The sequence below is a fragment of the Sphingobium sp. B10D7B genome (assembly GCF_025961955.1).
GTDB lineage: Bacteria > Pseudomonadota > Alphaproteobacteria > Sphingomonadales > Sphingomonadaceae > Sphingobium.
In genome coordinates this window covers 2,545,647-2,569,292 of record NZ_JAOQOQ010000001.1, presented here as the reverse complement: position 1 = coordinate 2,569,292, position 23,646 = coordinate 2,545,647, and the positions used below count along the sequence as shown (strand labels likewise).

Here is a 23,646-nt window from a genome sequence, read left to right as displayed (position 1 = left end):
GTGCCGGGCATCAGCTCGGGCAGCGCACGCGCTTGACGGACCCGATGGTCAGCACGTCGCCCCCGCCGGAGAGAGTCAGCGCGGCCGTATCCGTCCAGCTTTCGCCCTCGCCCGAGTAAGTGGCGGTGACGCTCAGGCGATTGGGCGAGAGCGGGCGGGCTTGCGTCACCTTGCCCACGCTCTCGTAGAATGTGAGGTCGTCCGCGCCCACCGCTAGCCGCATATTGTCGCCGGGCTTGCCGCATGCCGCGGCGCTGGACGACCAGTTGCCCCGGAAGGCCTGCGGAATGGCGCCGGCGCCTGTCTCGCCGCCCGGCGGGATGATCTTCACCGTGCCGCGCGGCGAGAGATCCGACTCCGCGATCAGCCAGGCCATCTGGCCGCTCTCGCCTTTCTGTCCGCCCGGGTTGCGCACCAATGTCATCGTGCCGATCATGTTGAACGGGCGACCATCCTCGCGCATGCGACCGTACATCTGCACCGGCACCTTCACCCGCTGATTGCCGGTCGACTGCGGACGGCCGACCAGAACCTGCACATCGCTGTAGCGGTTATAGGCGCTCGAAAACTGGGCCTCCGTCATGCCGCTGCCCCGCCCGGACTCGGCGTAGAGCCTATAGGCATCGCCAAAGCGCCCCTGCGCCAGCGCGAGGCCCCAAAGCTGGATGGTCGCGCCGGAAGCCTCGACGCTGGTCGGCACGCGCGCGGCCGCCTCGTTGAGCGGGGTGCGGTCATCGGGCAGGCCGCCCTGCTCGCCGGGGGCAGGGGGAACGAGCGTGCCGAGAAATTTCGGCTGTACCGAAGTGGTCCCGCTATCATTGGCATTGAGCGCGTTATCGAGGGCTTCGTCCGCCTGCGCCGCGTTCATGCCATTGGCCTGATTGTCCGCATCGGGCGACACCTGGCATCCCACAAGGATGAGGGTGAGCGCGGCAATCGAGGAAATCTGGCTCAGTCGGTTCATGCTCGTCTCCCTTTTGGGCATCGCTTGCGGTTCCCTTCGGCTGAAAAGGCAAACGCTCCGCCATGCGTCGGGTTGCCGCCATTTGCGCGACTCTCTCCCCATGCTATGGGGAGTGCCCTCCGCCGGACAGGACGACTCTTACCATGAATGATCTCACGCAGACGCCTGAAATGCTCATTGCCCAGATGGGTGCGCGTGCCCGCCGCGCCGCTGCGGACATGGCGCAGGCGCCGAGCGAGCTGAAGGCGCAGGCGCTGGTTGCCGCGGCCCGTTCGTTGCGGGATGCGATGCCGAAGATCATCCGAGCCAATCGCACCGATATGGAGCGCGGCGCCGCCAATGGCCTCTCCTCGGCGATGCTGGACCGGCTGCGGCTGGACGAGGCGCGGATCAATGGCATTGCCGACGCGGTCGAACAGGTCGCCAATCTTGCCGATCCGGTGGGGCAGATCATCGATGAATCCGAGCGGCCCAATGGCCTGCGCCTCAGCCGTGTACGGGTGCCGCTCGGCGTCATCGGCATCATCTATGAGAGCCGCCCCAATGTCACCGCTGATGCGGCTGCGCTCGGCCTGCGCTCCGGCAATGCGGTGATCCTGCGGGGCGGATCGGAAGCGGTGGAGAGCAACCGGGCGATCCACGCCGCCATGGTGCGCGGCATTGCCGAGGCCGGCTTGCCTGCCGATGCCGTGCAATATGTCCCCAGCACCGATCGTGCGCTGGTGGGCGCGATGCTGCGCGCGGTGGGGCTGATCGACATCATCGTGCCGCGCGGGGGCAAGAGCCTCGTCGCGCGCGTTCAGGACGAGGCGCGGGTGCCCGTGCTCGCCCATCTCGATGGCATCTGCCATACCTATGTCCACGCCGCCGCCGACCCCAAAATGGCCCGCGAGATCGTGGTCAATGCCAAGATGCGACGCACCGGCATCTGCGGCGCCACAGAGACGCTGCTGATCGACAAGGGTTATGCCGAGCCGCAAGCGCTGGTGGCCGCGCTGCTGGATGCGCAATGCGAGGTGCGCGGTGACAAGGCCGTCACCAAGCTCGACCCCCGCATCGAGCCAGCGCAGGATGGTGACTGGAACACTGAATATCTCGATTCCATCATCGCGGCGCGCTTCGTGGATGGCGTCGATGAGGCGCTCGATCACATCGCCGTGCATGGCAGCCACCATACCGATGCGATCATCACGCAGGACGCCGCGATTGCCGAGCAGTTCCTTGCCCGCTGCGACAGCGCGATCTGCATGTGGAACGCCTCCACTCAATTTGCCGATGGCGGCGAATTCGGCCTCGGCGCCGAGATCGGTATCTCGACGGGGCGGATGCACGCACGCGGGCCGGTGGCGCTGGAAGGGCTGACGACGTACAAATGGGTCGTGCGCGGCACCGGCCAGGTCCGGCCCTGATCATGCGCATCGGTAGAAGCATCGCGCCGCATATTGCGGCTTCCCTCGTTATTATCGCGCTGGCTGGCTGTCAGGTCGTGCCGGAAACGGGCGGTCGGCAACCTTCGCCGGCGCCCACCCCTGCGCCAGCGGCTCCGGCACCCGCGCCCGTCCCTGCGCCATCGCAGTCGAGCGATGCCTGGGAAGTGGCGCCTGTGACGTCCGGCAACTGGCGTTACGAAAACCGCAGTAGCGAGAGTGTCGCCAGCTTCGGCGCCTCGCCTGTCGCGCCGCTGGTGGTCCTGCGCTGTCAGAAGAGCAGCCGGCAGGTGTCGATGACGCTGGCCGGGAGCGCCAGTCCGCGCATCACCCTGCGCACCAGCAAGGGTGTGCTCGACTGGAGCGGGGCCACACAGCCGATGGCCGGCAGCAGCGCGATGGTCATCACGCGCCCCGCCAGCGATCCCGGGCTGGACTGGATGGCGTTCTCGCGCGGCCGGGTTTCCGTCGAGCCTGCAGGCGGGCAACGGATCATTCTGCCGGTGGTCTCGGAAATCGGGCGCGTCGTGGAAGACTGCCGGAGCTAGGCCGTTCCAGCGCCATTCGCCCAAATCGGCGAGCGCATGATTATGATTCGAAAAAAGATAATTACAAGTCTTGTTCGCAAGCGCGGAATGACTCACATCTAGGCCATCGCAGGGACGCACGGCTTCCAGCCAACCCGGCGAGAGAGTTTCAACGCAAGCGAAAGGAGGTGATCCGATGTCTCATGGTTCAGCAATGGGGTCGGTCAAGTCCGTTCGGGGAGCCTGCCGCTAAGGCATTGGTGGCGGGTCGCGCGGAGGTTCCTCCGGGGACCAAAACGCGGCGTAAATCCCCGGGTGGCGGCACTTCCGGCCGCTGACCATGCTGATGGGCCGCTCGGCGCCTCCGATGGGAGGTTCCGGCGGCCCCTCTCATTTGGGCTTGTGTCTCTTCGGTGGCGAGGGTGGCGAGCACGGCCTGCCGATCGCCAGGCCGATCATCCCAGCATGATCCGATATCTTGCCGCGCGGCCTCCCCCGTCGCCGGCATCCTTCTCGACATGATCGACTAGAATGCCGCCGCACCGCTCGATGGTCCGGCGGGCCGCGCCGTTGTCGGTGTTCGTCGTCAGGTCCACATGCGGAAGGCCGCGCCCGCGCGCTTCGGGGAGCAACGCGCCCAGCGCCTGCGCGGCATAGCCTTGCCCGCGCTTCCAGGGCACGACGGAAAAGCCGATATGGCCGGGGCAGTAGTCCGGCATCGCAGCCGTGCCCTCCTGCCAGCGCAGACTGATGCTGCCGCAGAACTCACCATCCCACATCCAGCGGCGATAGCCGGGCAGCCGTGGCCGGGGCGTGCCGTCCTTCATCAGCACCGGCGGCCCCTTGGCCCTGGGATCATCCAGTGACAGCAGAAAGGCCATGGCGTCGCGGTCGATCCGGTCCAACTCGCGCTGGGTCGCCAGATTGCCCAGCACCGTATCCGGCGACCAGCCCGCTTCCAACGCCGCGCGATAGGCAGGCAGGTAGATGGGCGCCGGCATGACGAGGCGAAGCAGCTCGAGCATCGGGCTTAGTGCGACTGCCTGACCTCGGGCGCGGGAATAGCCGGCTTGCTCGGGCGCGGCCCTTCGCTCAGCTGCTCGCTCTCCACCTTGTGATACAGCACCTCATTGCGGATGTGCGTGACGCGCGAGCCGAGCCGGGTCTCGTAGAGAAAGATCGCGAATGCGGCTGCGATGGAGGTCATCGACCCCACGAACAGCAGCGAAATGACCGTGCCCAGATTCACCTCAATGAGGTTGGAGGCGAACAGCAGAATGACCACCGCGCTGATCGTAAGCGCGGCAAGCACCGAGAGGAAGATCGCCGCATTCACCACCGTGATGCGCCGGTCGAGAATGCGGATTTCGTCGATCAGTCGATCATGTTCCGCGCCCGTCGTGCGCATCACCTGCGCTTCCACCGCCCGCGCCCGGTCGATGACGCGGGCGAGGCGGCTGGCGCAGACGTTGAGGAAGCCGCCGATGCCTGCGAGCAGGAACACCGGCGCCACCGCCAACTGGATCGTGTGCGCGACGAGGCTGACCTCGGGCGCTTCCAGTACCGGCACCGGCATCAGGCCGCGCCTTTGGTCACCGGTGTATTGACGCCCATGGACTGCAGATATTTCTTCACGTTCCGCGCTGCCTGCCGCAGGCGCTGCTCATTCTCGACCATGGCGATGCGCACGAAGCCCTCGCCATCCTCGCCGTAGCCGACGCCCGGCGCGACCGCGACCTTGGCATGGGTGAGGAGCTGCTTGGAGAATTCGAGACTGCCCATCTCCTTGAGCGCCGGCGGCAATGGCGCCCAGGCGAACATGGAGGCCCGCGGGGAAGGAATATCCCAGCCCGCCCGCGCAAAGCTCTCCACCATCACGTCGCGGCGCTTCTGGTAGAGTTGGCGGTTCTTCTCGACGATATCCTGCGGCCCATTCAGCGCCGCGCAGGCCGCGGCCTGAATGGGCGTGAAGGCGCCGTAATCGAGATAGGACTTCACCCGCGTCATCGCCGCGATCAGCTTCTGGTTGCCGACCGCAAAGCCCATGCGCCAGCCGGCCATGGAGTAGGTCTTGGACATGGACGTGAACTCGATCGCGATGTCCTTGGCGCCCGGCACCTGCAGGATGGAAGGCGTCGGGTTGCCGTCAAAATACAGTTCGGAATAGGCAAGGTCGGAGAGGATCCAGACCTGATTTTCCTTCGCCCAGGCGACCAGCCGCTCGTAGAAAGCGAGGTCCACCGTCTCCGCCGTGGGATTGCCGGGATAATTGACGACGAGGATGCTCGGGCGCGGCACGGTGAAGTGCATCGCCCGCTCCAGCGCGCGGAAATAATTTTCGTCCGGCGTCGTCGGCACCGAGCGGATGGTCGCGCCGGCAATGATGAAGCCGAAGGTGTGGATCGGGTAGCTCGGATTGGGCGCGAGCACGACGTCGCCGGGCGCGGTGATCGCCGTGGCGAGGCTGGCCAGGCCTTCCTTAGAGCCCATCGTCACGACGACTTCGGTCTCCGGGTCCACCTCGACGCCGAAGCGGCGGGCATAATAATTCGCCTGGGCACGGCGCAGGCCGGGAATGCCCTTGGACTGCGAATAGCCATGGGCATTGGGCTTTTGCGCCACTTCCACCAGCTTGGCGATCACATGATCGGGCGGCGGCAGGTCGGGATTGCCCATGCCGAGATCGATAATGTCCTCGCCCGCCGCGCGCGCCGCTGCCCGCATCGCATTCACTTCGGCGATGACATAAGGCGGCAGTCGCTTGATGCGGTAGAATTCGTCGGACATTGGGATGTCGATCTCCATTTGGGTTGAAATGGCCGTGTCACACTGCAAGTGGTAAGGACCGGCCAATGCTGCATATAGCTTGCGCCAGCCAGTCGTGCCACCAAAACAACGGGCGGCGAGTCTGGAAAACAGACCGTCCGGACAATCGAGCGAGGCATCTCCCATGGATCAGGACCTGAAAGACTCGACCGGCCTTGCTCAGCTGCAGCACTGGACGCGGGTGGTGGGGCTTGCCCAGCAGGCGATATTGGAGCGCAGCGCCGAGCTGGCGGAGCAGGCGACGCGCTTTCCCGGGCATGAGGCGCGGCCCAATCTGGAGAAGATCGCGCGCATCCAGTCGCAGGCGGCGGAACGCAGCATGGCGGTGTGGCAGCAGGTGCTGGCGCGAGCAATGGACGGCATCGGTGCAGGACCTGATGGCGATGCGAAACCTGCGCCTACCAGTCGTGATCGGCGCTTTGCCGATCCGAGCTGGCACGACAATCCGGTGTTCGACCTCATTCGCCAGATGTATCTGCTGGCCTCCGATTATTTCATGCAACTGGCCGATAGCGTCGATGGTCTCGATGTGCGGGACAAGGAGAAGCTGCGCTTCGTGACCGAGCGGTTTGTCGAGGCGGCCAGCCCGGCGAACTTCCTGTTCACCAACCCCGCCGCGCTTCAGCGGCTGATCGAAACCAAGGGCGAGAGCTTGCTGACCGGGCTGGAGCATATGCTCGCCGACCTCGATCGCGGCCAGCTCACCCATACGGACGGCTCCGCCTTCGAGCTGGGGCGCAACATCGCCACCACGCCGGGCAAAGTGGTCTACGAGACCCCGCTCTACCAGCTCATCCAGTATGAGCCGACCACGCCGCAGGTGATGAAGACCCCGCTGCTGATCTTCCCGCCGTGGATCAACCGCTTCTACATTCTGGATCTCAACCCGGAGAAGAGCTTCGTCAAATGGGCGGTGGATCAGGGGCTGACCGTGTTCATGGTGAGCTGGAAATCCGCCGATGCCAGCATGGCCGATTTCGACCTGGGCGACTACATGCTCAAGGGGCAGGTGGACGCGATCGATGTGGTGCGCGATCTGCTCGATGTGCCGAGCGTTCATACCATCGGCTATTGCGTGGCCGGAACCTTCCTGGCCGCGACGCTCGCATGGTTGGCCGCGCGCGGGGAGAGCGACAAGGTCGCCAGTGCCACTTTCTTCACCACCCAAGTCGATTTCTCCGAGGCCGGCGATCTCGCTCTTTTCGTCGACGACGAGCAACTGGCGCTGATCGATGGCTTCGTGAAGGACGGTTATCTGGATGGGCGCTATCTTGCGGCAACATTCAACCTGCTGCGCGGGCAGGATCTGATCTGGAACTATGTGGTCAACAACTACCTGCTGGGGAAGGATTATCCCCAGTTCGACCTGCTCTACTGGAACGGCGATACCACCAACCTGCCGGCGAAATGGCACCGGGCCTATCTCACCCAATTATATCGCGACAACCGGCTGGTCGTGCCGGGCGGCCTTGAGATTGAGGGCATCCATATCGACCTGCGCAAGGTGGAAACACCCTCCTATATTCAGGCCGGTGTCGAGGATCATATCGCGCCGCCCTGCAGCGTATGGAAGCTGATGGATCAGTTCTCCGGGCCGCGGCGGTTCATGCTGGCGGGCTCGGGACACATTGCCGGTGTGGTCAATCCACCAGCGGCAGGCAAATATCAATATTGGACCAGCGCGGCGCCACAGCCTGACTTTGCCGCGTTCCGCGCGACCGCGCAGGAAACGAAGGGAAGCTGGTGGCCGGATTGGCGGGCGTGGCTGGGGGAGCTGTCACCGGAGACGGTCAGTGCCAGCGGTGCGCGGATGCCGGGAGAAGGCAAACTTCCCGCGATCGAGGATGCGCCCGGACGCTACGTCACGCAGCGTTGACCGGCGCTTTTACGTTGATTCGCCGCCTATAAGACAGTTTTGTTGCACTGCATCATTTTGCTTGCAGACTCTATCCGATTCGCTTATGTTGCATCGCAGCAAAGTTCGAGGAGTGAGTCTGTTGGCAACCCCGCGCAAGTCCCGTTCGTCCAAAGCCGGTCCCCGGCCCGCGACGTCCGTTGCACGGAGTCCGGCCAAGAACGACGCTTCCAAGCCTGTGGCTAAGCCCACGGGTGAGAAGGTCGCGGCGGCCGCTCCGATGCCGGTCAAGGCGCCTGTGACGCCGAAGGCTCCGGTCGCGCGCAAGCCTGTCGTCGCAGCGGCTCCTAAGGCCGCACCTGCGACGTCGACAGTTGCGCGCAAGCCAGTCGATGTGCCGGCCGTGAAAACGCCGGTGGAGTGGCCCGTCAGCGCTGCCCCCAAGGCTGAAGCCGTTGATGCCAGTCCGGCGCCCCTCTCACCTGTCTCGAACCCAGAATTGGCGGATGCAATCCCCCTTCCCGACACCGGGAAATCCGCCGCAGCGAAAGGCGAACCGACCATGACCGATATGATGGACACCGCGAAAACCTATGCCGAGGAGGCCAAGACCCGTATGCAGAGTGCCTTCACTGAAATGAACGAGAAGACCAAGGCGGCCATGGAGAAGTCTGGCAGGGCTTTCGAAGAGCTGGGCGAACTGACGCGCGGCAATCTCGAGGCGATGGTCGAATCCTCCAAGATCGCTGCCAAGGGCATGGAAACGCTGGGCCAGGACGCCGCCGAATTCGGCCGCAAGTCCTTCGAGAAGTCGAGCGCCACGATGAAGAGCTTTGCCTCCATCAAGTCGCCGGCCGAGTTCTTCCAGCTCCAGAGCGAGCTGCTCAGCCAGACGATGGACAGCTTCGCGTCCGAGGCTGCCAAGAACAGTGAAAAGATGCTCAAGCTGGTGAGCGACATTTCCCAGCCGATCAGCAACCGCGTGTCGGTTGTGACGGAAAAGGTGAAGTCGATCGCAGCCTGATCGGGCCGATCGGATTCAGAAAAGGCGGCTCGCTCCGGCGGGCCGCCTTTGCTTTTTTGGGCAGTCCGTCTCTGTGCCCTTGCAACCAAGGGGGGCGATGCCCTATTTTTGGGCCATGCAAGACAGAAGCGCGATCATGAATCAGCCGCTCATGGCTGGGCGGCCCGATGAGGAAGGGCCGGGCGATCCCGGTCTTGGCGTTGCCACCCGGACCCGCGCACGCACCCGCAAGCCCACGCCTTATAAGGTGTTGATGCTCAACGACGACTACACGCCGATGGAGTTCGTCGTCGACGTATTGCAGCGCTTCTTCCGCATGGACATTGAACAGGCGACCCGCGTGATGCTCCACGTCCACCAGCGCGGTGTCGGTGTGTGCGGCGTGTTCAGCTACGAAGTCGCCGAAACCAAGGTCAATCAGGTGTTGGATTACGCCCGCCAGAACCAGCATCCGCTCCAGTGCACGCTGGAGCACGCCTGACCGACTGATCTGGTGGGTGAACTTGCGGCCCGCCCGCCCAATCCGTTCTTGACCCGTTGATCGCTGCAATGCAGCATGGTGTGCATGTCACCCATGCGACCCGCCATCACCCAAAATCCTGACATTCGCTATCTCGGGCGCCTGCTCGGGGATGTCATTCGCGTCTATGGTGGCGAGCGCCTGTTCAAGCAGACCGAATATATCCGGTCTGCCTCCGTCGACCGGGCGCGCGGCGTGGCCCCGGCCGAGGGCGTGGACAGCGGTCTCGATGCGCTGACGCTGGACGATACGCTCGCCTTCGTGCGCGGCTTCATGCTGTTCTCCATGCTCGCCAATCTCGCCGAGGACCGCCAGGGCGTCGCCGCCGAACCGGGCGCGGACGTTGCCAGTGCGACCGCCAAGCTGAGCGAGCATGGCGTCAGCCCCTCCGATATCGTCAAGCGGCTGGAGACGGCGCTGGTGGTGCCGGTGCTGACCGCGCACCCGACGGAAGTGCGCCGCAAGTCGATGATCGACCATCGCAACGTCATCTCCGATCTCATGGCCTTACGCGATACCGGCGCGAGCGAGACGGACCATGGCGAGCCGATCGACGAGGCGATCAGCCGTCAAATCGCCCTGCTGTGGCAAACGCGGCCACTGCGCCGTGAGCGGCTGTTCGTGCGCGACGAGATCGACAATGCGCTCTCCTATTTTCGCGATATCTTCATGCCGGTGCTTCCGAGCCTTTACGCCCGCTGGGATCGGGTGCTGGGCCAGCGCGTCCCGAATTTCCTGCGGTTGGGCACATGGATCGGCGGCGACCGGGACGGCAATCCCTTCGTGCAGGCCGAGCAGTTGCGCACGGCCCTGGGCCGGGCGAGCGGATCGACCCTGCGCTTCTACATGGATGCGTTGCACGAGCTGGGCGCACAGCTCTCCATCTCCAGCGAGCTTGCGGCTATTCCAGCCGGCGTGCGCGATCTGGCGGCCGCCAGTGGTGACGAGGCTGCCAGCCGGCGCGACGAGCCCTATCGCCGGGCGGTGGCGGGTATCTACGCGCGCGTCGCAGCGACCTATGAACAGCTCATCGGTACCCCGCCGCCGCGGCCCTCTCGCCTGGCGGGCGAGCCCTATGCCGATGCGGGCGAACTGCGCGCCGATCTCGCGACGCTTGGGCGCGGCCTCGCCGTCGAAGGCAATGGCGCGCTCGGCAGCGGTGGCGGCCTCGCCCGGCTGATCCGGGCGGTCGAGCTGTTCGGCTTCCACCTCGCCACGCTGGACATGCGCCAGAACAGCGCGGTGCATGAGCGCGTCGTCGCTGAATTGCTCAAGGTTGCCGGTGTCGAGCCGGATTATCTCGCGCTCAATGAAGAGGCGCGCGTCGCCCTGCTTCGCCGCGAACTGGCCACCAACCGCCCGCTGGGCTCCCGCTTTGCGGACTGGAGCGAGGAAACCGCCACCGAACTCGGCATCGTGGAGGCCGCCGCAGAGGCGCATCGCCGATATGGCGCGGCCTGTATCCGCCATTATCTCATCTCCAAGGCGGAGAGCGTGTCGGACATGCTGGAGGTGAACATTCTCCTCAAGGAAGCCGGCCTGTGGCGCGCGGGGCAGGGCGAGGGTGCGCCTTATGCCCCGATCATGGCCGTGCCTTTGTTCGAGACGATCGCGGACCTCGGAAAGGCACCCGCCATCATGCACGATTATTTCGCCCTGCCGGAGATCGGCGCGCTGGTCCGGGCGCGGGGCCATCAGGAAGTGATGATCGGCTATTCCGATTCCAACAAGGATGGCGGCTATCTCACCTCGACCTGGGGCCTGTACGAAGCCAGCCTTGCGCTCACACCGGTGTTCGAGGAAGCTGGCGTTGCGATGCAGCTCTTCCATGGGCGCGGCGGTGCAGTCGGGCGCGGCGGCGGCTCGTCCTTCGCGGCCATTCAGGCGCAGCCGCCCGGCACGGTGCAGGGCCGCATTCGCATCACCGAACAGGGCGAGGTCATCGCAGCCAAATATGGCACGCTGGAGAGCGCGCGGACCAATCTTGAGGCAGTAACCAGCGCGGCTTTGCTCGCCAGTCTGGAGCCCGAGCGGCTCTCCCCTGCGGACAACGAGCGCTTCACCCAGGCAATGACGCGCATTTCCGGTCTCGCCTTTGAAGCCTATCGCGGGCTGGTGTACGAGACCAAGGGCTTTCGCGAGTTCTTCCGCGAGCTGACCCCCATTCAGGAGATCAGCGGCCTCAAGATCGGCTCGCGCCCGGCCAGTCGCACCAAGAGCAATCGGATCGAGGATTTGCGCGCGATCCCGTGGGTCTTCTCCTGGGCCCAGGCGCGGGTGATGCTGCCGGGCTGGTATGGCGTCGGGCAGGCGCTGCGCGATTTTGGGGATGACGCCCTGCTCAAGGACATGGCGCAGGCCTGGCCCTTCTTCCGGGCGAGCATGGCGAATATGGAAATGGTGCTCGCCAAGTCGGATCTGGAGATCGCCGCCAAATATCTGCCGCTGGTCTCGGACCGCGCGGTGGGCGATCCGATCTTCGAGCGCATCCGCGAGGGCTGGCATCTGGCGCATGACCAACTGCTCGCTGCCACCGGGCAGACCCATCTGCTGGCGGACAGCCCGGCGCTGGATGCCTCCATCCGCTTGCGGCTGCCCTATATCGAGCCGCTCAATCTCCTGCAGGTGGAGCTGCTCAAGCGCCACCGCGCCGGGGAGACCGATCCTCGTATACGGGAGGGCATTGAACTCTCGATCAACGCCATTGCCACGGCTCTGCGCAACAGCGGCTAAGGAACGGCTGGCGGGCAGGCGTTGCCGCCCCCTCTCACTCATCCGTTCGCCCTTCCACAAGCTCAGGGCGAACGGAAGGGTAAGCCACTAAAAAACGGCCGGGAGGAAGCTCCCGGCCGCTTCTTTTCATGCGATCTGCTCAGATCGAGCGGATCGCAGTCATTGGATCATCAGAACTTGGCAACAACACCGACCATCGGGCGGAAGCTGTTGAAGTTACCGCGCGTATCGACCTGCGCACGCAGGCGGATGTTGCTGGTTTCGGCCGTGCTGCCCATGTCGGCCAGCGAGAGCTCGACGCCACCGCCATAGGTCACGCCATGATAGTGGCGATCGGTGTCGGCCAGCGGCACGGTCTTGTCATTGAACTGGGTCCACTGATAGCCGACCTTGGCAAAGAACATGCTGTCCTTACCGGCCTTGAGGCCCAGACGGCCTGCGGCGCCATATTCCCAGTCGATGTCTTTGTCGAAGCCCTTGGCGACGCTACCTTCGGCACCGACCACGACGGGGCCGAGGTCGTAGTTCAGACCGGCCACGCCTTCAGCGACCCAGCCGCGATAGCCGCTCGGCGGTCCACCTGCGGGCTGCTGGTTGTCGAAGTCATGCAGGCCGCCCATCACGCCGACATAGGGCTGCAGGCCCTGCGCGTCCTGTGCCAGAGCCGGGGCCGAGAGACCCGCTGCCAGAGCAACGGCGAGGGTGAGGGGAAAAGCTTTCATAACACTGAACCTTCTATTAACAGAACAGGACTGTTTAGGTCCTCGTTTCGCGACCGACCTGCGTCGATCACTGTCCCTAAAATGGCTCAGCCAGATGAACCGTTCCCGAATGAATTGTGGAGCAATTGTGGAAAGGCCCCGCTGTTGCACATGTGCTACACAACGGAGCCATTCACTTGGCGTTCAGTTTTACTTGAAGACTTCGCGATAGTATTACAATCGCGCAGGCAATCTTGCCTTAGGCTTCACTCACCGTTGCCTTGACGATCTTGCCCGGCTTTGCCGGCGGCTCGCCCTTGGGCAGCGCGTCGACATGCTCCATGCCTTCGGTCACAACGCCCCAGACGGTATATTGACGATCGAGGAACGTCGCATCGTCGAAGCAGATGAAGAACTGGCTGTTGGCGCTGTTCGGGTTGGAGCTACGTGCCATAGAGCACACGCCGCGCACATGCGGCTCGCTGTTGAACTCGGCCGGCAGATCGGGAAGCTTCGAGCCGCCCATGCCGGTGCCGGTCGGGTCGCCGCCCTGCGCCATGAAGCCGGGGATCACGCGGTGGAACACCACGCCATCATAAAAGCCGTCCTTGGCAAGCGCACTGATGCGCTCGACATGCTTGGGCGCCAGATCGGGGCGCAGCTGGATCACGACGTCGCCGGTGTCGAGCGTCAGGGTAAGGGTCTGGTCGGCCATGGGGGCAGTCTCCTTGTCTCTACCGGCCTCGGGTCGCAATGCGGAGCGAAAGCGGGCGGGGGAATGGAGCGGCCTCTATAGTGACTGCTTTCGTCAAGGGAAGGCTGCATGACGTTGCATTTGCCCCGGGCATGGGCAAAAGGAGCGATTATCGAGAGCAGGCGTGGCCAGTGGCGGCCGCAGCCGGAAAGGGAGGCGCCGCATGAGCGAGACCGAGGCCGCATCGCAGCCCGGCGCGATCCCTCCCGAGGAGGAAGACGCGCTCGTCGATACCAATCTGGACGAGGACGATCGTCTTCGGCCGGAGTTCGTCTCTGCCGTTCTGTCCGCCGTCGAGGAGGGCAAGGACGATGCCGCGCAGGCGCTGGTCGAGACGCTGCACCCTGCCGACATCGCCGACCTTCTCGAGCTGACGCCCGAGGATCGACGGGCCGGGCTGGTTCATGCGCTGGGCTCGCTGGTCGGCGCGGAAGTGCTGTCCGAGCTGAACGATTATGTGCGCGATACCGTCGTCGAGGCGCTGGAGCTCGAGCAGCTCGCGGAACTGGCCGGCGAACTGGATACCGACGATGCCGTCGCCATTATCGAGGATCTCAACGAGGAGGACCAGCAGACCGTCCTCGATGCGATGGAGCCGGAAGACCGCGCCGCCATCGAGAGCGCGTTGGGCTATCCCGAGGAATCCGCGGGCCGACTCATGCAGCGCGATCTGGTCGCGGTGCCCGAGCATTGGACGGTCGGCCAGACCATCGACTTTTTGCGTGATACCCGCGACCTGACATCGGATTTCTGGGAAATCTTCGTGGTCGATGCGGCCCACCGGCCCATCGGCTCTTGCCAGCTCTCCTGGGTGCTGCGCTGCCCGCGCGAAATCGCCATGAGCGATGTGATGAAGCGCGAGCAGACGCTGATCCCGGTCGATATGGATCAGGAAGAGGTGGCGCTGCGCTTCCAGAAATATGCGCTGATCTCGGCTGCGGTGGTCGACCCGGGTGGGCGTCTCGTCGGCATGATCACCGTGGACGACGTGGTCCACATCATTCAGGAAGAGGCTGGCGAGGACATTCTCCGCCTGTCCGGTGCGGGTGAAGGCGATATCAACGAGCCGGTGCGGGAGAGCTACAAGGCGCGCGTGCGCTGGCTGCTCGCCAATCTCATCACCGCGCTGTTCGCCACCGCCATCATCGCCGCATTCGAGGATGCGATTGCAAAGATGGTCGTGCTAGCCGTGCTGATGCCCATCGTCGCCAGCGTGGGTGGCAATGCCGGCAGCCAGACCATGGCGGTGACCGTCCGCGCTCTTGCGACCAACCAGATCACCGCCTCCAACACCTGGCGCATGATCATGCGCGAATTGCGCGTGGCCGTGCTAAACGGGGCGACCGTGGCGGTGGTGCTTGGCATCGGCGTCGGGCTGTTCTTCCAGGACCCCTTGCTGGGCGGGGTGATCGGCTCCGCGATGGTGCTGAATATCGTCACCGCCGGTTTCGCCGGAGTTGCGGTGCCCATCCTGTTCGAGCGGTTCAACGTCGATCCTGCGGTTGCCTCCTCGATTTTCGTGACGACGGTCACCGATTCGATGGGCTTCCTCTCTTTCCTGGGCCTGGCCACGCTGGCGGGTCTCACCAGCTGAACCGTATCGTTTGACGTATGACGATATGAACCATATATGGTCCGCATATTCTCTATATGCGGAGCGGTTCATGGGTTTGGTCAAGATAGAGGATGGGTTACACGAGGAAGCGCGCCGCACCAGCGCCGTCATGTGCCGCTCCATCAATGCTCAGGCCGAGTTCTGGATGAAGATCGGGATGCTCGCCGAGGCCCATCCCACATTGTCGTTCAACGAGATCGTGAAGATGGAAAAGGACCGGCAGGACCTCGCCACCGCGCAGGCCGCCTGAGATGGTCAAGACGCCGGACGAACTCGCCCTCATGCGCATCTCCGGCCGCTTGCTCGCATCGGTCTTCGAGATGCTGGACGGCGAGGATCTTGTCGGCCGCTCCACCATGGCGGTCAACGATCTGGTCGACCGCTTCATCGTCGATAATCTGGCGGCGCGTCCGGCGAGCAAGGGGCAATATGGCTTTGCCTATGTGCTCAATTGTTCGATCAACGAGGTCGTCTGCCATGGCGTGCCGGATGCCGACCGGATCATTGCGGATGGCGACATCATCAATCTCGATATCACGCTGGAGAAGAACGGCTTCATTGCCGACAGCAGCAAGACCTATCTCGTCGGCACGGTCTCGCCCGCCGCGCGCCGGCTTGTGCGTGTTGCCCAGCAAGCGATGTGGCAGGGCATCCGCCAGGTGCGCCCCGGCGCGCGCCTCGGCGACATCGGCTTTGCCATCGAGCGCCACGCCAAGAAGCATGGCTACTCGGTCGTGCGGGAATATTGCGGCCATGGCATCGGGCGCGAGATGCACGAGGACCCGCAGGTGATGAACTTCGGCCGTCCGGGCACTGGCCTCACACTGCGCGAGGGCATGGTGTTCACCATCGAACCGATGGTCAACCAGGGCACGCGCGGCGTGATGACCAAGGGCGACGGCTGGACGGTGGTGACGAAGGACCGCAAGCTTTCCGCGCAGTTCGAGCACACTGTGGCGGTGACGGCGACCGGCGTCGAGGTGCTGACGCTGCGGCGGGACGAGCAGCCGCTGGCGGCGTGAGGGTGTTCATCGGGGTCTAAAAACAAGCAGCCCATCGGCGCAGAGAAAATCCCTGCCGACGCTAATCGCAATTATCTGAAATGAGGAAAATGCAAAGTCGTTCTGAGAGAAGCTTATTCTCCATGAAGGGCTCCAGAGACCTCATATGGCGGTCAGGATCGGCTGCCAAGCGTTCAAGATTGGCCCGGCTGGCATCCATGGGGTAGACTGATTCCATGAAACAGTCCGTACGCGCCAGCGCCTCGTCGACCGCAATCTTACGGGCAGCCGTAAATTCCTTATACTCCGTAAAATGCTTTTCCGCAGGCGCTCTCTGCAGATTTGAATACCAGTATTTGTCGACAATTTCCTTTACGGTTTCAAGGGTGTCTGCTCGAACTCGCATCGGAGTAGCTAAGAAAGCTTCTTGGCTACACAAGTGTCCGCCACATTGATGCCAAAGTGCAGTAAAGCGCCAGGCAAAAACTGCTGCGGCCTCAGATGACACCTCTAGAAATGCTTGAGCTGTGTCAGCGCGCAACTCCCAACCGATGAATAATCCGAATTTTGGCTGACCCCGGTGAGCTGTACCAAATTCAGGAAAATACAGGTCACGCAGCGGAAATTCAAAGCTGAAATCATCACCGGTGTCGACGTCAACGACACCTGCAATTCGCAGTCCCTCCTCGATCATCTTCGATATCATAGCGATCTCCATCTGACGGTCAGCACCACAATGCTCGCTCCCCATGCCAAAGCGGTCGCCGCGCGCTACAATGAGTAAGCGACAGAGCAGCCATAAAGCAGTCTATTTGCTCACTCGATACTGGCTGACAGAGGCAAGCCATGATTGATCGCCTTGACCCTCACCGATCCGCCACGATCGGCCTCAGCCCAACCCCAATTGTCGCGCGTGGCTGGGGCATTTCGGATGAGGCGACGGGGTAGGCGCAATTGTCTGCCATATAGTTGCCGCCCGGGCGGTGATTGCCCGAGAGGCCTGTGCCGCCGACTGGTGCGTTAGGTGCAAGCGCGTAAGTGGGCCGGTTCCAGTTGACGATGCCGGCGCGGCTATTAGCCCAGAAGCGATCATATTGCTCGGGACCACCGCCGATCAGCGTCGCGGACAGGCCGTGGCGGGTGCTGTTGGCTTCGATGATCGCCTCGTCGAAGCTGGCGACGCATATGACCTGCAAGATCGGGCCGAACAGTTCTACGTCGCTGCGCGGTGCCATGGCCGTCACGTCGATGATGCCGGGCGTGACGAAGGGCAGGCCTTCGACCGGGCGCTGCATGTGCCGGATCGGCCGGCCGCCATGGCTCATCAGATAGAGGAAGCTTTCGGTGAGGCCGTCGGCAGCGTCCATGTCGATCACCGGCCCCATGAAGGGGAGCGGATCGGCGGTCGGCGGGCCGACGATCAGGCGGTCCGTCAGCGCTTTCACCGCAACGAGCAGCGGCTCGGCGAGGGTGTCGCGCACGATGAGGCGGCGGGCGGACAGGCAATGCTGCCCGCTCATGTCGAAGGCGGACTGGACGATGAGCGCGGCGGCGCTGGCGATGTCCGGCGTGTCCCAGGCGATGATCGGATTGTTGCCGCTCATTTCCAGGGCCAGCAGCTTGCCGGGTTGGTCGGCGCAGGCGCGGTTGATGGCGCGGCCAGTGCGGGTCGATCCGGTGAAGAGCACGCCATGAACATCCGGCGCGGCCGCCAGCGCCTCGCCGACCGCCGGGCCGCCGATCACGCATTGCACCTGATCGTGCGGCACGCCGGCCTCGTGCATCAGGCGCACTAGCATCTCGCCCGTGGCGGGCACCTTCTCGGAGGGCTTGAAGAGCACGCCATTGCCCGCAAGCAACGCCGGCACGATATGATCGACGGGGATGCGCGCGGGCAGGCAATGCGGCGTGATGATGGCGAGCACGCCATGGGGCTTGTGGCGCAGGGCGGTGCGGGCGCCCATCGCGCCTTCGCTCTGCCGCTGGCCCGTGCGTTCAGAATAAGCCTGCACGGCCTTCTCGACCCGCTCGAACAGGCTGATCACCTCTTGCCGCGTAGACCAGAGCGGGCACCCGGTTTCGCGCGAAATCAGGGTCGCGAAGGCCTCCTCGCTGGCGCGCACGGCATTGGCGAAGCGGCGCATGGTCTCGATGCGGACGGCGGAGGAGAGGCCTGCCCATGCGGTCCAGCTATGCGCCACCAGCGCGATCTGCGCGGCGGGGTCGGCCTCCTGCCCCTGCCAGACGACCTCGCCCGTCGCCGGATCGAGCGATTCGAGGACGGAAGGCTCGTGCGGAGCCTCGGTGGCATGAAGCGGGGCGTGCAACATGCAGCGGCTATGCGGCGCAATTAGTTTCCAGCGGATTTACGACGCGCGCTGCGGCGCGCGCACCGGCTTATGCGCTGCGCGAGGCGAGCGGCTGGCCGGGCACCGGGCCGTGCGCCGCCCCCATGGCGCGGATCGCCTCGATCTTGGCGTAAAGCGGGCTCCAGTCATCGCGCTCGGCGATGGACGCCCAGAGGGTCTCGACTTCCTCGATGTGCATCGAGCAGGGCGCATCGGCCTGCCAATAGGGATGGTCACCAGCGCCGGGTCTTGGGGTGAGGGGCTCGCGCGCGGTCCGGACCTTGTCCCACGCTGCGCCCGAATAACGCGATTCGGCACGGTCGCCACGCCGCCAATCGAAGAAGAAGCGGTCGATGAGCACATCGCTGCCGCGCAGCGCCTCGACAGCGGCGACCACAAAAGCGCGGCCGGCCTCCGAGTCCGGCGCGTCGAGGCCCAGCCGCCAGAGGAACCGCTCGATCAGGCGAATCTCATAAATGGCCGGGAAACGCCGAAGCACCTCGACCAGCGCCTCCGTCTCCGCATGCTGCACCAGCGATTGCGCCAGTTGCGCGACATCCCAGTGGATCGCCTCGGCCTGGCGGGCGAAGGCGTAGAGGCCGGTCTGGTCGAAATAGGCGGCGGTAAAGCCCGGCTCCCAGCGCGGGGTGAAGCGCCACGGCCCATAGTCGAAGCTCTCGCCCGTGACCGCGATGTTGTCGCTGTTGAGGACGCCGTGGACGAAGCCTGCGACCATATAGCTCGCGGCGAGATCGGCTGTGCGCGCGACGACCGCCTCCAGCAGCGTGAGCGCGGGCACGTCGCCCGGCTCCACCGCCAGCAGATGGCGCAGGCAATAGTCGATCAGCCGGGCGCCTTCTTCGCGCTGGTCGAGATAGGCGAGGCGCTGAAAACTGCCGATGCGGATGTGGCCGTGACTGAGCCGCACCATCACCGCCGAGCGGGCGGGCGAGGGCTCGTCCCCGCGCACCAGCGGTTCACCGGTTTCGATGATCGAGAAGGTGCGTGAGGTGGTGACGCCCAGCGCCTCCAACATTTCGGTCGCGAGGATTTCGCGCACGCCACCCTTGAGGGTCAGGCGGCCGTCCGCCGTGCGGCTCCAGGGCGTGCGGCCCGAGCCCTTGGTGCCCAGATCCAGCAGCCGGCCGCCGGCGGGCGCAGCCTCACGCATCTGGGCGAACAGAAAGCCGCGTCCATCGCCAAGATCGGGATTGTAGGTGCGGAATTGGTGGCCGTGATAGCGCAGCGCCAAGGGTGTCGGCTGCGCGTCGGGCAGGGGCGTGAAGCGGCCGAAATGGCTGATCCATTGTGCATCGTCGAGCTCCGCCAGCCCCACCGTGCTGGCCGCGCGATCATTGCGGAAGCGCAGGATCGTCTGCGGGAAATCCGCCGGCTGCACGGGGTCGGCCAGAAAATCCGCAATTGAAGCTATTGCGCGTTCCGGATGAAATATGTCTGTCTTAAGCGCTGCGTCCATGCTCTGATATGGGGGGCGCCCCGGGAAAGGATCAAGCTTGTCGGGCTATGAAGACAAATATTGGTGGTCGCAGGACAATTTACGGCTGCATTACCGGGACTATCCGGGCCGGGAGGATCGGCCGCCGATCCTGTGCCTGCCAGGCCTGACGCGCAACGTCCGTGACTTCGAGCCGGTGGCGGAGCGGCTGGCCGGCGAGTGGCGCGTTATCGTGGTGGAACTGCGCGGACGCGGCGAGAGCGCTTACGCCAAGGACCCGATGAGCTATGTGCCGCTGATCTATCTGCAGGATCTGCTCAAGCTGATCGATGAGCTGGCCCTGCCGCGCTTCGTGGGAGTCGGTACGTCGCTCGGCGGGATCATGCTGATGCTGATCGCGGCGACCCGGCGCGGGAGCCTTGCGGGCGCGCTGCTCAACGATATCGGGCCGGAGATTGCCGAGGAAGGGCTGGAGCGCATCCGGCAAGGGGTGGGTACCGGTAGCGCGCAGCCTACCTGGGTTCACGCGGCGCGGGCGGTGGCGGATGTGCAGGGGGTGATCTACCCCGATTACAAGCTGACCGACTGGCTGCGCATCGCCAAGCGGCTATATCGATTGACGAGCCAGGGGCGCATCGTGCTGGATTATGACCAGCGCCTCGCCGAGCCGTTCCGGGCGCCCGGCGGTGCGGCGGGCGTCGACCTGTGGCCGGCGTTCGAGGCGATCGGCGATATCCCGCTCACCTTGGTGCGTGGCGCGCTTAGCGATCTGCTGACCGTCCAGACGGCGCAGGCGATGCAGACGCGCCTCCCGCAGCTGGATCTGGTGACGGTGCCGCGGGTGGGTCATGCACCCACGCTGGAAGAGCCAGAAGCGGTGGCGGCGCTCGACAGGCTGCTCGCCAGGATCAGCGAGAAGCCATGACGCGGCGGGCGGCCCGGCGCGATCTCTCCCGCGAGCCGCTGCGCGTGCTGCAAATTCACCGCACCTTCGATCTGGGCGGAAAGGAAGCGCGCCTTGCCCGGCTGATGAATCATTGGGGTGGGCGGATGCAGCACGACATCCTGCTGGCCGAGCCGGGTGCCACTGGGGCGCAAGCCTTGCTCGACCCCACGCTGAAGGTGCGCTTTCTCGATTCGCCCGCGCTGGAGGGGCCCGCGACCTTCGCCCGGTTCAACGCGCTGGCCAAGGCGATGCGCGGCTATGATCTCATCCTGAGCTTCAATTGGGGCGCGATCGATGGCGTCATGGCGCACCGTCTCTTCCGCCGGCTGCGCTGCCTGCCGCCGTTGATCCACCACGAAGAGGGCTTCGATGTGGACGAGGCGTTCGTCCGCCAGGCCGCTCGCAACCGCTACCGCCAGATCGCCTTGCAGGGCGCGCGGGCGCTCGTCGTCCCGTCGGCGCAGCTGGCGCATATCGCCCAGGCGGAGTGGCGGCAGCCCGCCGAGAAAGTCCACCAGATCCCCAACGGGCTGGATGTCGCCGCCTATGAAGGCACCCGGCCGGTCGCTGCGATTCCCGGGCTGGTACCGGACGGACGGCTGATCGTGGGCACCGTCGCCAATCTGCGTGCGGTCAAGAACCTGCCCCGGCTCGTCCGGGCGGTGGCGCCGCTGCGCGACCGGCTGCGTCTGGTCATCGTCGGTGACGGGGAGGAGCGGGAGGCGATTCTGGCGGAGGCGCAGCGGCAAGGGATGCACGATCTGCTGATGCCGGGTGCCCTGCCGCGCCCGCAGGATTATGTAGGCGCCTTCGATATTTTCGCATTGTCCTCCGATAGTGAGCAGTTCCCCACAGCCCTGATGGAGGCGATGGCGGCCGGCCTGCCGGTGGTCGCGACCGACGTCGGCGATACGCTCGGCATGGTCGCGCCGGACAACCGGCCCTTCATCGTGGCCCCCGATGCGACCGATGATTTTCAGGCTGCCCTTGCAGAACTGGCCGGGGATGCCGATCTGCGTCGGACTATCGGGGCAGCCAATCGCGACAGAGCGAGGCGCTGTTTCGATGAAGCCGTGATGATCCAGCTCTACGCCCGGCTCTATGGTGAGGCGGTCGGTAACGAACTGGCGTTATTTTGAGTTTTGTGGCATTTTAGCACTTGGTTTGAGGAAAATGCTGGTAAAGGCGCTCGTGGCTGGCTTGCGAAGCTGGCCGATGGGGCACTGAGGAGTTTCATTTGTTCAAGGGCTTGAAGCCGATCGTCTATGGCGGTCGCGAGGTGTGGCCGGTTATCGAAGGCGGCAAGGGCGTTGCGGTCTCCAATCACATGAGCTCCGGGGCATGGGCTGCCGCTGGCGGCATCGGCACCGTGTCGGCCGTGAATGCGGACAGCTATGATGCCGACGGCAATGTCATCCCGCAAATCTACCATGGCCGCACGCGCCAGCAGCGCCATGAAGAGCTGATCGCCTACGCCATCGAAGGTGGTGTGGAGCAGGTCAAGCGCGCTTATGAGATGGCCGGTGGCAAGGGCGCCATCAACATCAACGTGCTCTGGGAAATGGGCGGCGCGCAGGCGGTGCTGCAAGGCGTGCTGGAGCGCACCAAGGGCATGGTCGCAGGCGTAACCTGCGGGGCCGGCATGCCCTACAAGCTCAGCGAAATTGCTGCGCAGCATCAGGTCAGCTACCTGCCGATCGTCAGCTCAGGCCGCGCTTTCCGCGCGCTGTGGAAGCGGGCCTATCACAAGGCTGCGGAATGGCTGGGCGCGGTGGTCTATGAGGATCCGTGGCTGGCCGGTGGCCATAACGGCCTGTCCAACGCGGAAGACCCGACCAAGCCGGAAGATCCCTATCCCCGCGTGAAGGCGCTGCGCGACACGATGCGCGAGGGCGGCATCAGCGACGAAGTGCCCATCGTGATGGCCGGTGGCGTCTGGTATCTGCGGGACTGGAGCGACTGGATCGACAATCCCGAGCTGGGAGCGATTGCCTTCCAGTTCGGCACCCGTCCGCTGCTCACCCAGGAAAGCCCGATTCCGCAGGCGTGGAAGGAGAAGCTGATGACGCTGGAGGAAGGCGACATCCTCCTCCACCGCTTCTCGCCGACCGGCTTCTATTCGTCCGCGATCCGCAATCCCTTCCTGCGCGATCTCGAGGCGCGCTCGGAGCGGCAGATTGCCTTCTCCATGGAGGAAGCGGGCGACCACAACCATCAGCTCGATGTCGGCATCAAAGGCCGCAATTACTGGGTGACCCGCAACGATCTGCTGCGCGCTCGCGAGTGGGTGCTGCAGGGCTATGAGACTGCGCTGAAGACGCCCGACAACACGCTGGTCTTCGTCACCGACGAGGACCGGGCTGTCATCCGCAAGGATCAGGCTGATTGCATGGGCTGCCTCTCGCATTGCGGTTTTTCGTCGTGGAAGGACCATGACCATTATTCGACCGGTCGCCTCGCCGATCCGCGCAGCTTCTGCATCCAGAAGACCCTGCAGGATGCGGTGCATGGCGGCGATGTCGACAAGAACCTGCTGTTCGCCGGCCATGGCGCCTATCGCTTCAAGCAGGACCCCTTCTACTCCAACGGGTTCGTGCCGACCGTGAAGCAACTGGTCGACCGCATCCTCACCGGGGATTGATGAGCATGATGCGCACGCCGGACATGCCGGGCCTCGCTATCCTCAAATATCGTGCGGCGGATTATCAGGTGGTCCGCTCGGGCCGTTTCGTGATCTGCGCCGTGAGCGGGGTGGAAATCCCGCTCGGCGAACTCGCTTACTGGAGCGAAGCGCAGCAGGAAGCCTATCGCAGCGCGATTGAGGCGACGAAGGCGCTGGCGGGTTAAAGAGCGGAAGCCAGCCCCACCTTGTCCCTTTCTCGTCACCCCGGACTTGATCCGAGGTCTCGCTGCCTTTTGCGGTGAGCAAAGAAGAAGCGGGATCCCGGA

The 23,646-nt window shown here is 64.5% G+C and carries 22 protein-coding genes; 13 read left to right on the top strand and 9 right to left on the bottom strand.

Features of this window, described 5'->3' with window-relative positions; all coding sequences use genetic code 11:
- Positions 1–10: 10 nt before the first annotated feature.
- Entirely contained in the window at positions 11–964 is a 954-nt protein-coding gene (locus M2331_RS12205; protein WP_181560527.1) for a hypothetical protein, read from the bottom strand.
- A 143-nt stretch (positions 965–1,107) separates the two neighbouring features.
- Here M2331_RS12205 and M2331_RS12200 point away from each other — a divergent pair, with 143 nt between their 5' ends.
- Positions 1,108–2,373: a glutamate-5-semialdehyde dehydrogenase gene (locus M2331_RS12200; RefSeq protein ID WP_181560526.1), complete on the top strand. Its 1,266-nt coding sequence runs from the start codon at positions 1,108–1,110 to the stop codon at positions 2,371–2,373.
- A 2-nt stretch (positions 2,374–2,375) separates the two neighbouring features.
- Positions 2,376–2,939, top strand: a complete 564-nt coding sequence (locus M2331_RS12195; RefSeq protein ID WP_181560525.1) for a hypothetical protein — start codon at positions 2,376–2,378, stop codon at positions 2,937–2,939.
- Positions 2,940–3,373: 434 nt separating this feature from the next.
- Here the strand turns inward: M2331_RS12195 and M2331_RS12190 are convergent, their stop codons facing one another.
- The 3 genes from M2331_RS12190 to M2331_RS12180 are packed head-to-tail and all read right to left on the bottom strand — an operon-like array spanning position 3,374 to position 5,705.
- Positions 3,374–3,943, bottom strand: a complete 570-nt coding sequence (locus tag M2331_RS12190) for a GNAT family N-acetyltransferase (protein ID WP_220128557.1) — start codon at positions 3,941–3,943, stop codon at positions 3,374–3,376.
- A 5-nt stretch (positions 3,944–3,948) separates the two neighbouring features.
- Positions 3,949–4,494, bottom strand: a complete 546-nt coding sequence (locus M2331_RS12185; protein ID WP_181560524.1) for a DUF2721 domain-containing protein — start codon at positions 4,492–4,494, stop codon at positions 3,949–3,951.
- On the bottom strand, positions 4,494–5,705 hold the full coding sequence (locus M2331_RS12180) for an LL-diaminopimelate aminotransferase (protein ID WP_181560523.1): 1,212 nt from the start codon (positions 5,703–5,705) through the stop codon (positions 4,494–4,496). Before M2331_RS12180 ends, M2331_RS12185 begins: the two co-directional genes overlap by 1 nt.
- A 163-nt stretch (positions 5,706–5,868) precedes the next feature.
- Here M2331_RS12180 and M2331_RS12175 point away from each other — a divergent pair, with 163 nt between their 5' ends.
- The 4 genes from M2331_RS12175 (at position 5,869) to ppc (ending at position 11,876) form a co-directional block, all read left to right on the top strand.
- Positions 5,869–7,620: a PHA/PHB synthase family protein gene (locus M2331_RS12175; RefSeq protein WP_181560522.1), complete on the top strand. Its 1,752-nt coding sequence runs from the start codon at positions 5,869–5,871 to the stop codon at positions 7,618–7,620.
- Positions 7,621–7,741: 121 nt separating this feature from the next.
- Entirely contained in the window at positions 7,742–8,623 is an 882-nt protein-coding gene (locus M2331_RS12170; RefSeq protein ID WP_264592378.1) for a phasin family protein, read from the top strand.
- 115 nt (positions 8,624–8,738) lie between these two features.
- Complete coding sequence (gene clpS, locus M2331_RS12165; protein WP_264592377.1) at positions 8,739–9,104, top strand: ATP-dependent Clp protease adapter ClpS; 366 nt, start codon at positions 8,739–8,741, stop codon at positions 9,102–9,104.
- Between the two features lie 84 nt (positions 9,105–9,188).
- On the top strand, positions 9,189–11,876 hold the full coding sequence (gene ppc / locus M2331_RS12160) for a phosphoenolpyruvate carboxylase (protein ID WP_413716071.1): 2,688 nt from the start codon (positions 9,189–9,191) through the stop codon (positions 11,874–11,876).
- A gap of 170 nt (positions 11,877–12,046) precedes the next feature.
- Here the strand turns inward: ppc and M2331_RS12155 are convergent, their stop codons facing one another.
- The gene (locus M2331_RS12155; protein WP_181560520.1) at positions 12,047–12,598 is read right to left on the bottom strand and encodes an outer membrane beta-barrel protein; all 552 of its coding nucleotides are present in this window, start codon (positions 12,596–12,598) and stop codon (positions 12,047–12,049) included.
- A 238-nt stretch (positions 12,599–12,836) separates the two neighbouring features.
- On the bottom strand, positions 12,837–13,292 hold the full coding sequence (locus M2331_RS12150) for a peptidylprolyl isomerase (RefSeq protein WP_181560519.1): 456 nt from the start codon (positions 13,290–13,292) through the stop codon (positions 12,837–12,839).
- A 202-nt stretch (positions 13,293–13,494) separates the two neighbouring features.
- Here M2331_RS12150 and mgtE point away from each other — a divergent pair, with 202 nt between their 5' ends.
- From mgtE to map, 3 genes are all read left to right on the top strand, one after another.
- A complete protein-coding gene (gene mgtE, locus M2331_RS12145) occupies positions 13,495–14,925 on the top strand; it encodes a magnesium transporter (protein WP_181560518.1) in 1,431 nt (476 codons plus the stop codon).
- A gap of 70 nt (positions 14,926–14,995) precedes the next feature.
- The gene (locus M2331_RS12140) at positions 14,996–15,196 is read left to right on the top strand and encodes a ParD-like family protein (protein WP_181560517.1); all 201 of its coding nucleotides are present in this window, start codon (positions 14,996–14,998) and stop codon (positions 15,194–15,196) included.
- A 1-nt stretch (position 15,197) separates the two neighbouring features.
- A complete protein-coding gene (map, locus tag M2331_RS12135) occupies positions 15,198–15,968 on the top strand; it encodes a type I methionyl aminopeptidase (protein ID WP_181560516.1) in 771 nt (256 codons plus the stop codon).
- A 61-nt stretch (positions 15,969–16,029) separates the two neighbouring features.
- On the opposite strand, the gene M2331_RS12130 is transcribed toward map, so the two are convergent.
- The 3 genes from M2331_RS12130 to M2331_RS12120 form a co-directional block, all read right to left on the bottom strand.
- Positions 16,030–16,641 carry a hypothetical protein gene (locus M2331_RS12130; protein WP_181560515.1) on the bottom strand — a complete coding sequence of 204 codons (612 nt, stop codon included), beginning with the start codon at positions 16,639–16,641 and terminating at the stop codon, positions 16,030–16,032.
- Positions 16,642–16,813: 172 nt separating this feature from the next.
- Positions 16,814–18,277 carry a succinylglutamate-semialdehyde dehydrogenase gene (locus tag M2331_RS12125; RefSeq protein WP_181560514.1) on the bottom strand — a complete coding sequence of 488 codons (1,464 nt, stop codon included), beginning with the start codon at positions 18,275–18,277 and terminating at the stop codon, positions 16,814–16,816.
- Between the two features lie 67 nt (positions 18,278–18,344).
- A complete protein-coding gene (locus M2331_RS12120; protein WP_181560513.1) occupies positions 18,345–19,772 on the bottom strand; it encodes a protein adenylyltransferase SelO family protein in 1,428 nt (475 codons plus the stop codon).
- Positions 19,773–19,809: 37 nt separating this feature from the next.
- Between M2331_RS12120 and M2331_RS12115 the strand changes: the two genes are divergently transcribed.
- The 4 genes from M2331_RS12115 to M2331_RS12100 all read left to right on the top strand — a co-directional run bounded on the left by M2331_RS12115 (position 19,810) and on the right by M2331_RS12100 (position 23,544).
- On the top strand, positions 19,810–20,676 hold the full coding sequence (locus M2331_RS12115; protein ID WP_181560512.1) for an alpha/beta fold hydrolase: 867 nt from the start codon (positions 19,810–19,812) through the stop codon (positions 20,674–20,676).
- A complete protein-coding gene (locus M2331_RS12110) occupies positions 20,673–21,836 on the top strand; it encodes a glycosyltransferase family 4 protein (protein WP_181560511.1) in 1,164 nt (387 codons plus the stop codon). Before M2331_RS12115 ends, M2331_RS12110 begins: the two co-directional genes overlap by 4 nt.
- Before the next feature lie 98 nt (positions 21,837–21,934).
- Entirely contained in the window at positions 21,935–23,338 is a 1,404-nt protein-coding gene (locus M2331_RS12105) for an NAD(P)H-dependent flavin oxidoreductase (protein WP_181560510.1), read from the top strand.
- Positions 23,338–23,544 carry a DUF2093 domain-containing protein gene (locus M2331_RS12100; protein ID WP_181560509.1) on the top strand — a complete coding sequence of 69 codons (207 nt, stop codon included), beginning with the start codon at positions 23,338–23,340 and terminating at the stop codon, positions 23,542–23,544. The genes M2331_RS12105 and M2331_RS12100 overlap by 1 nt, the downstream gene beginning before the upstream one ends.
- Positions 23,545–23,646 lie beyond the last annotated feature (102 nt).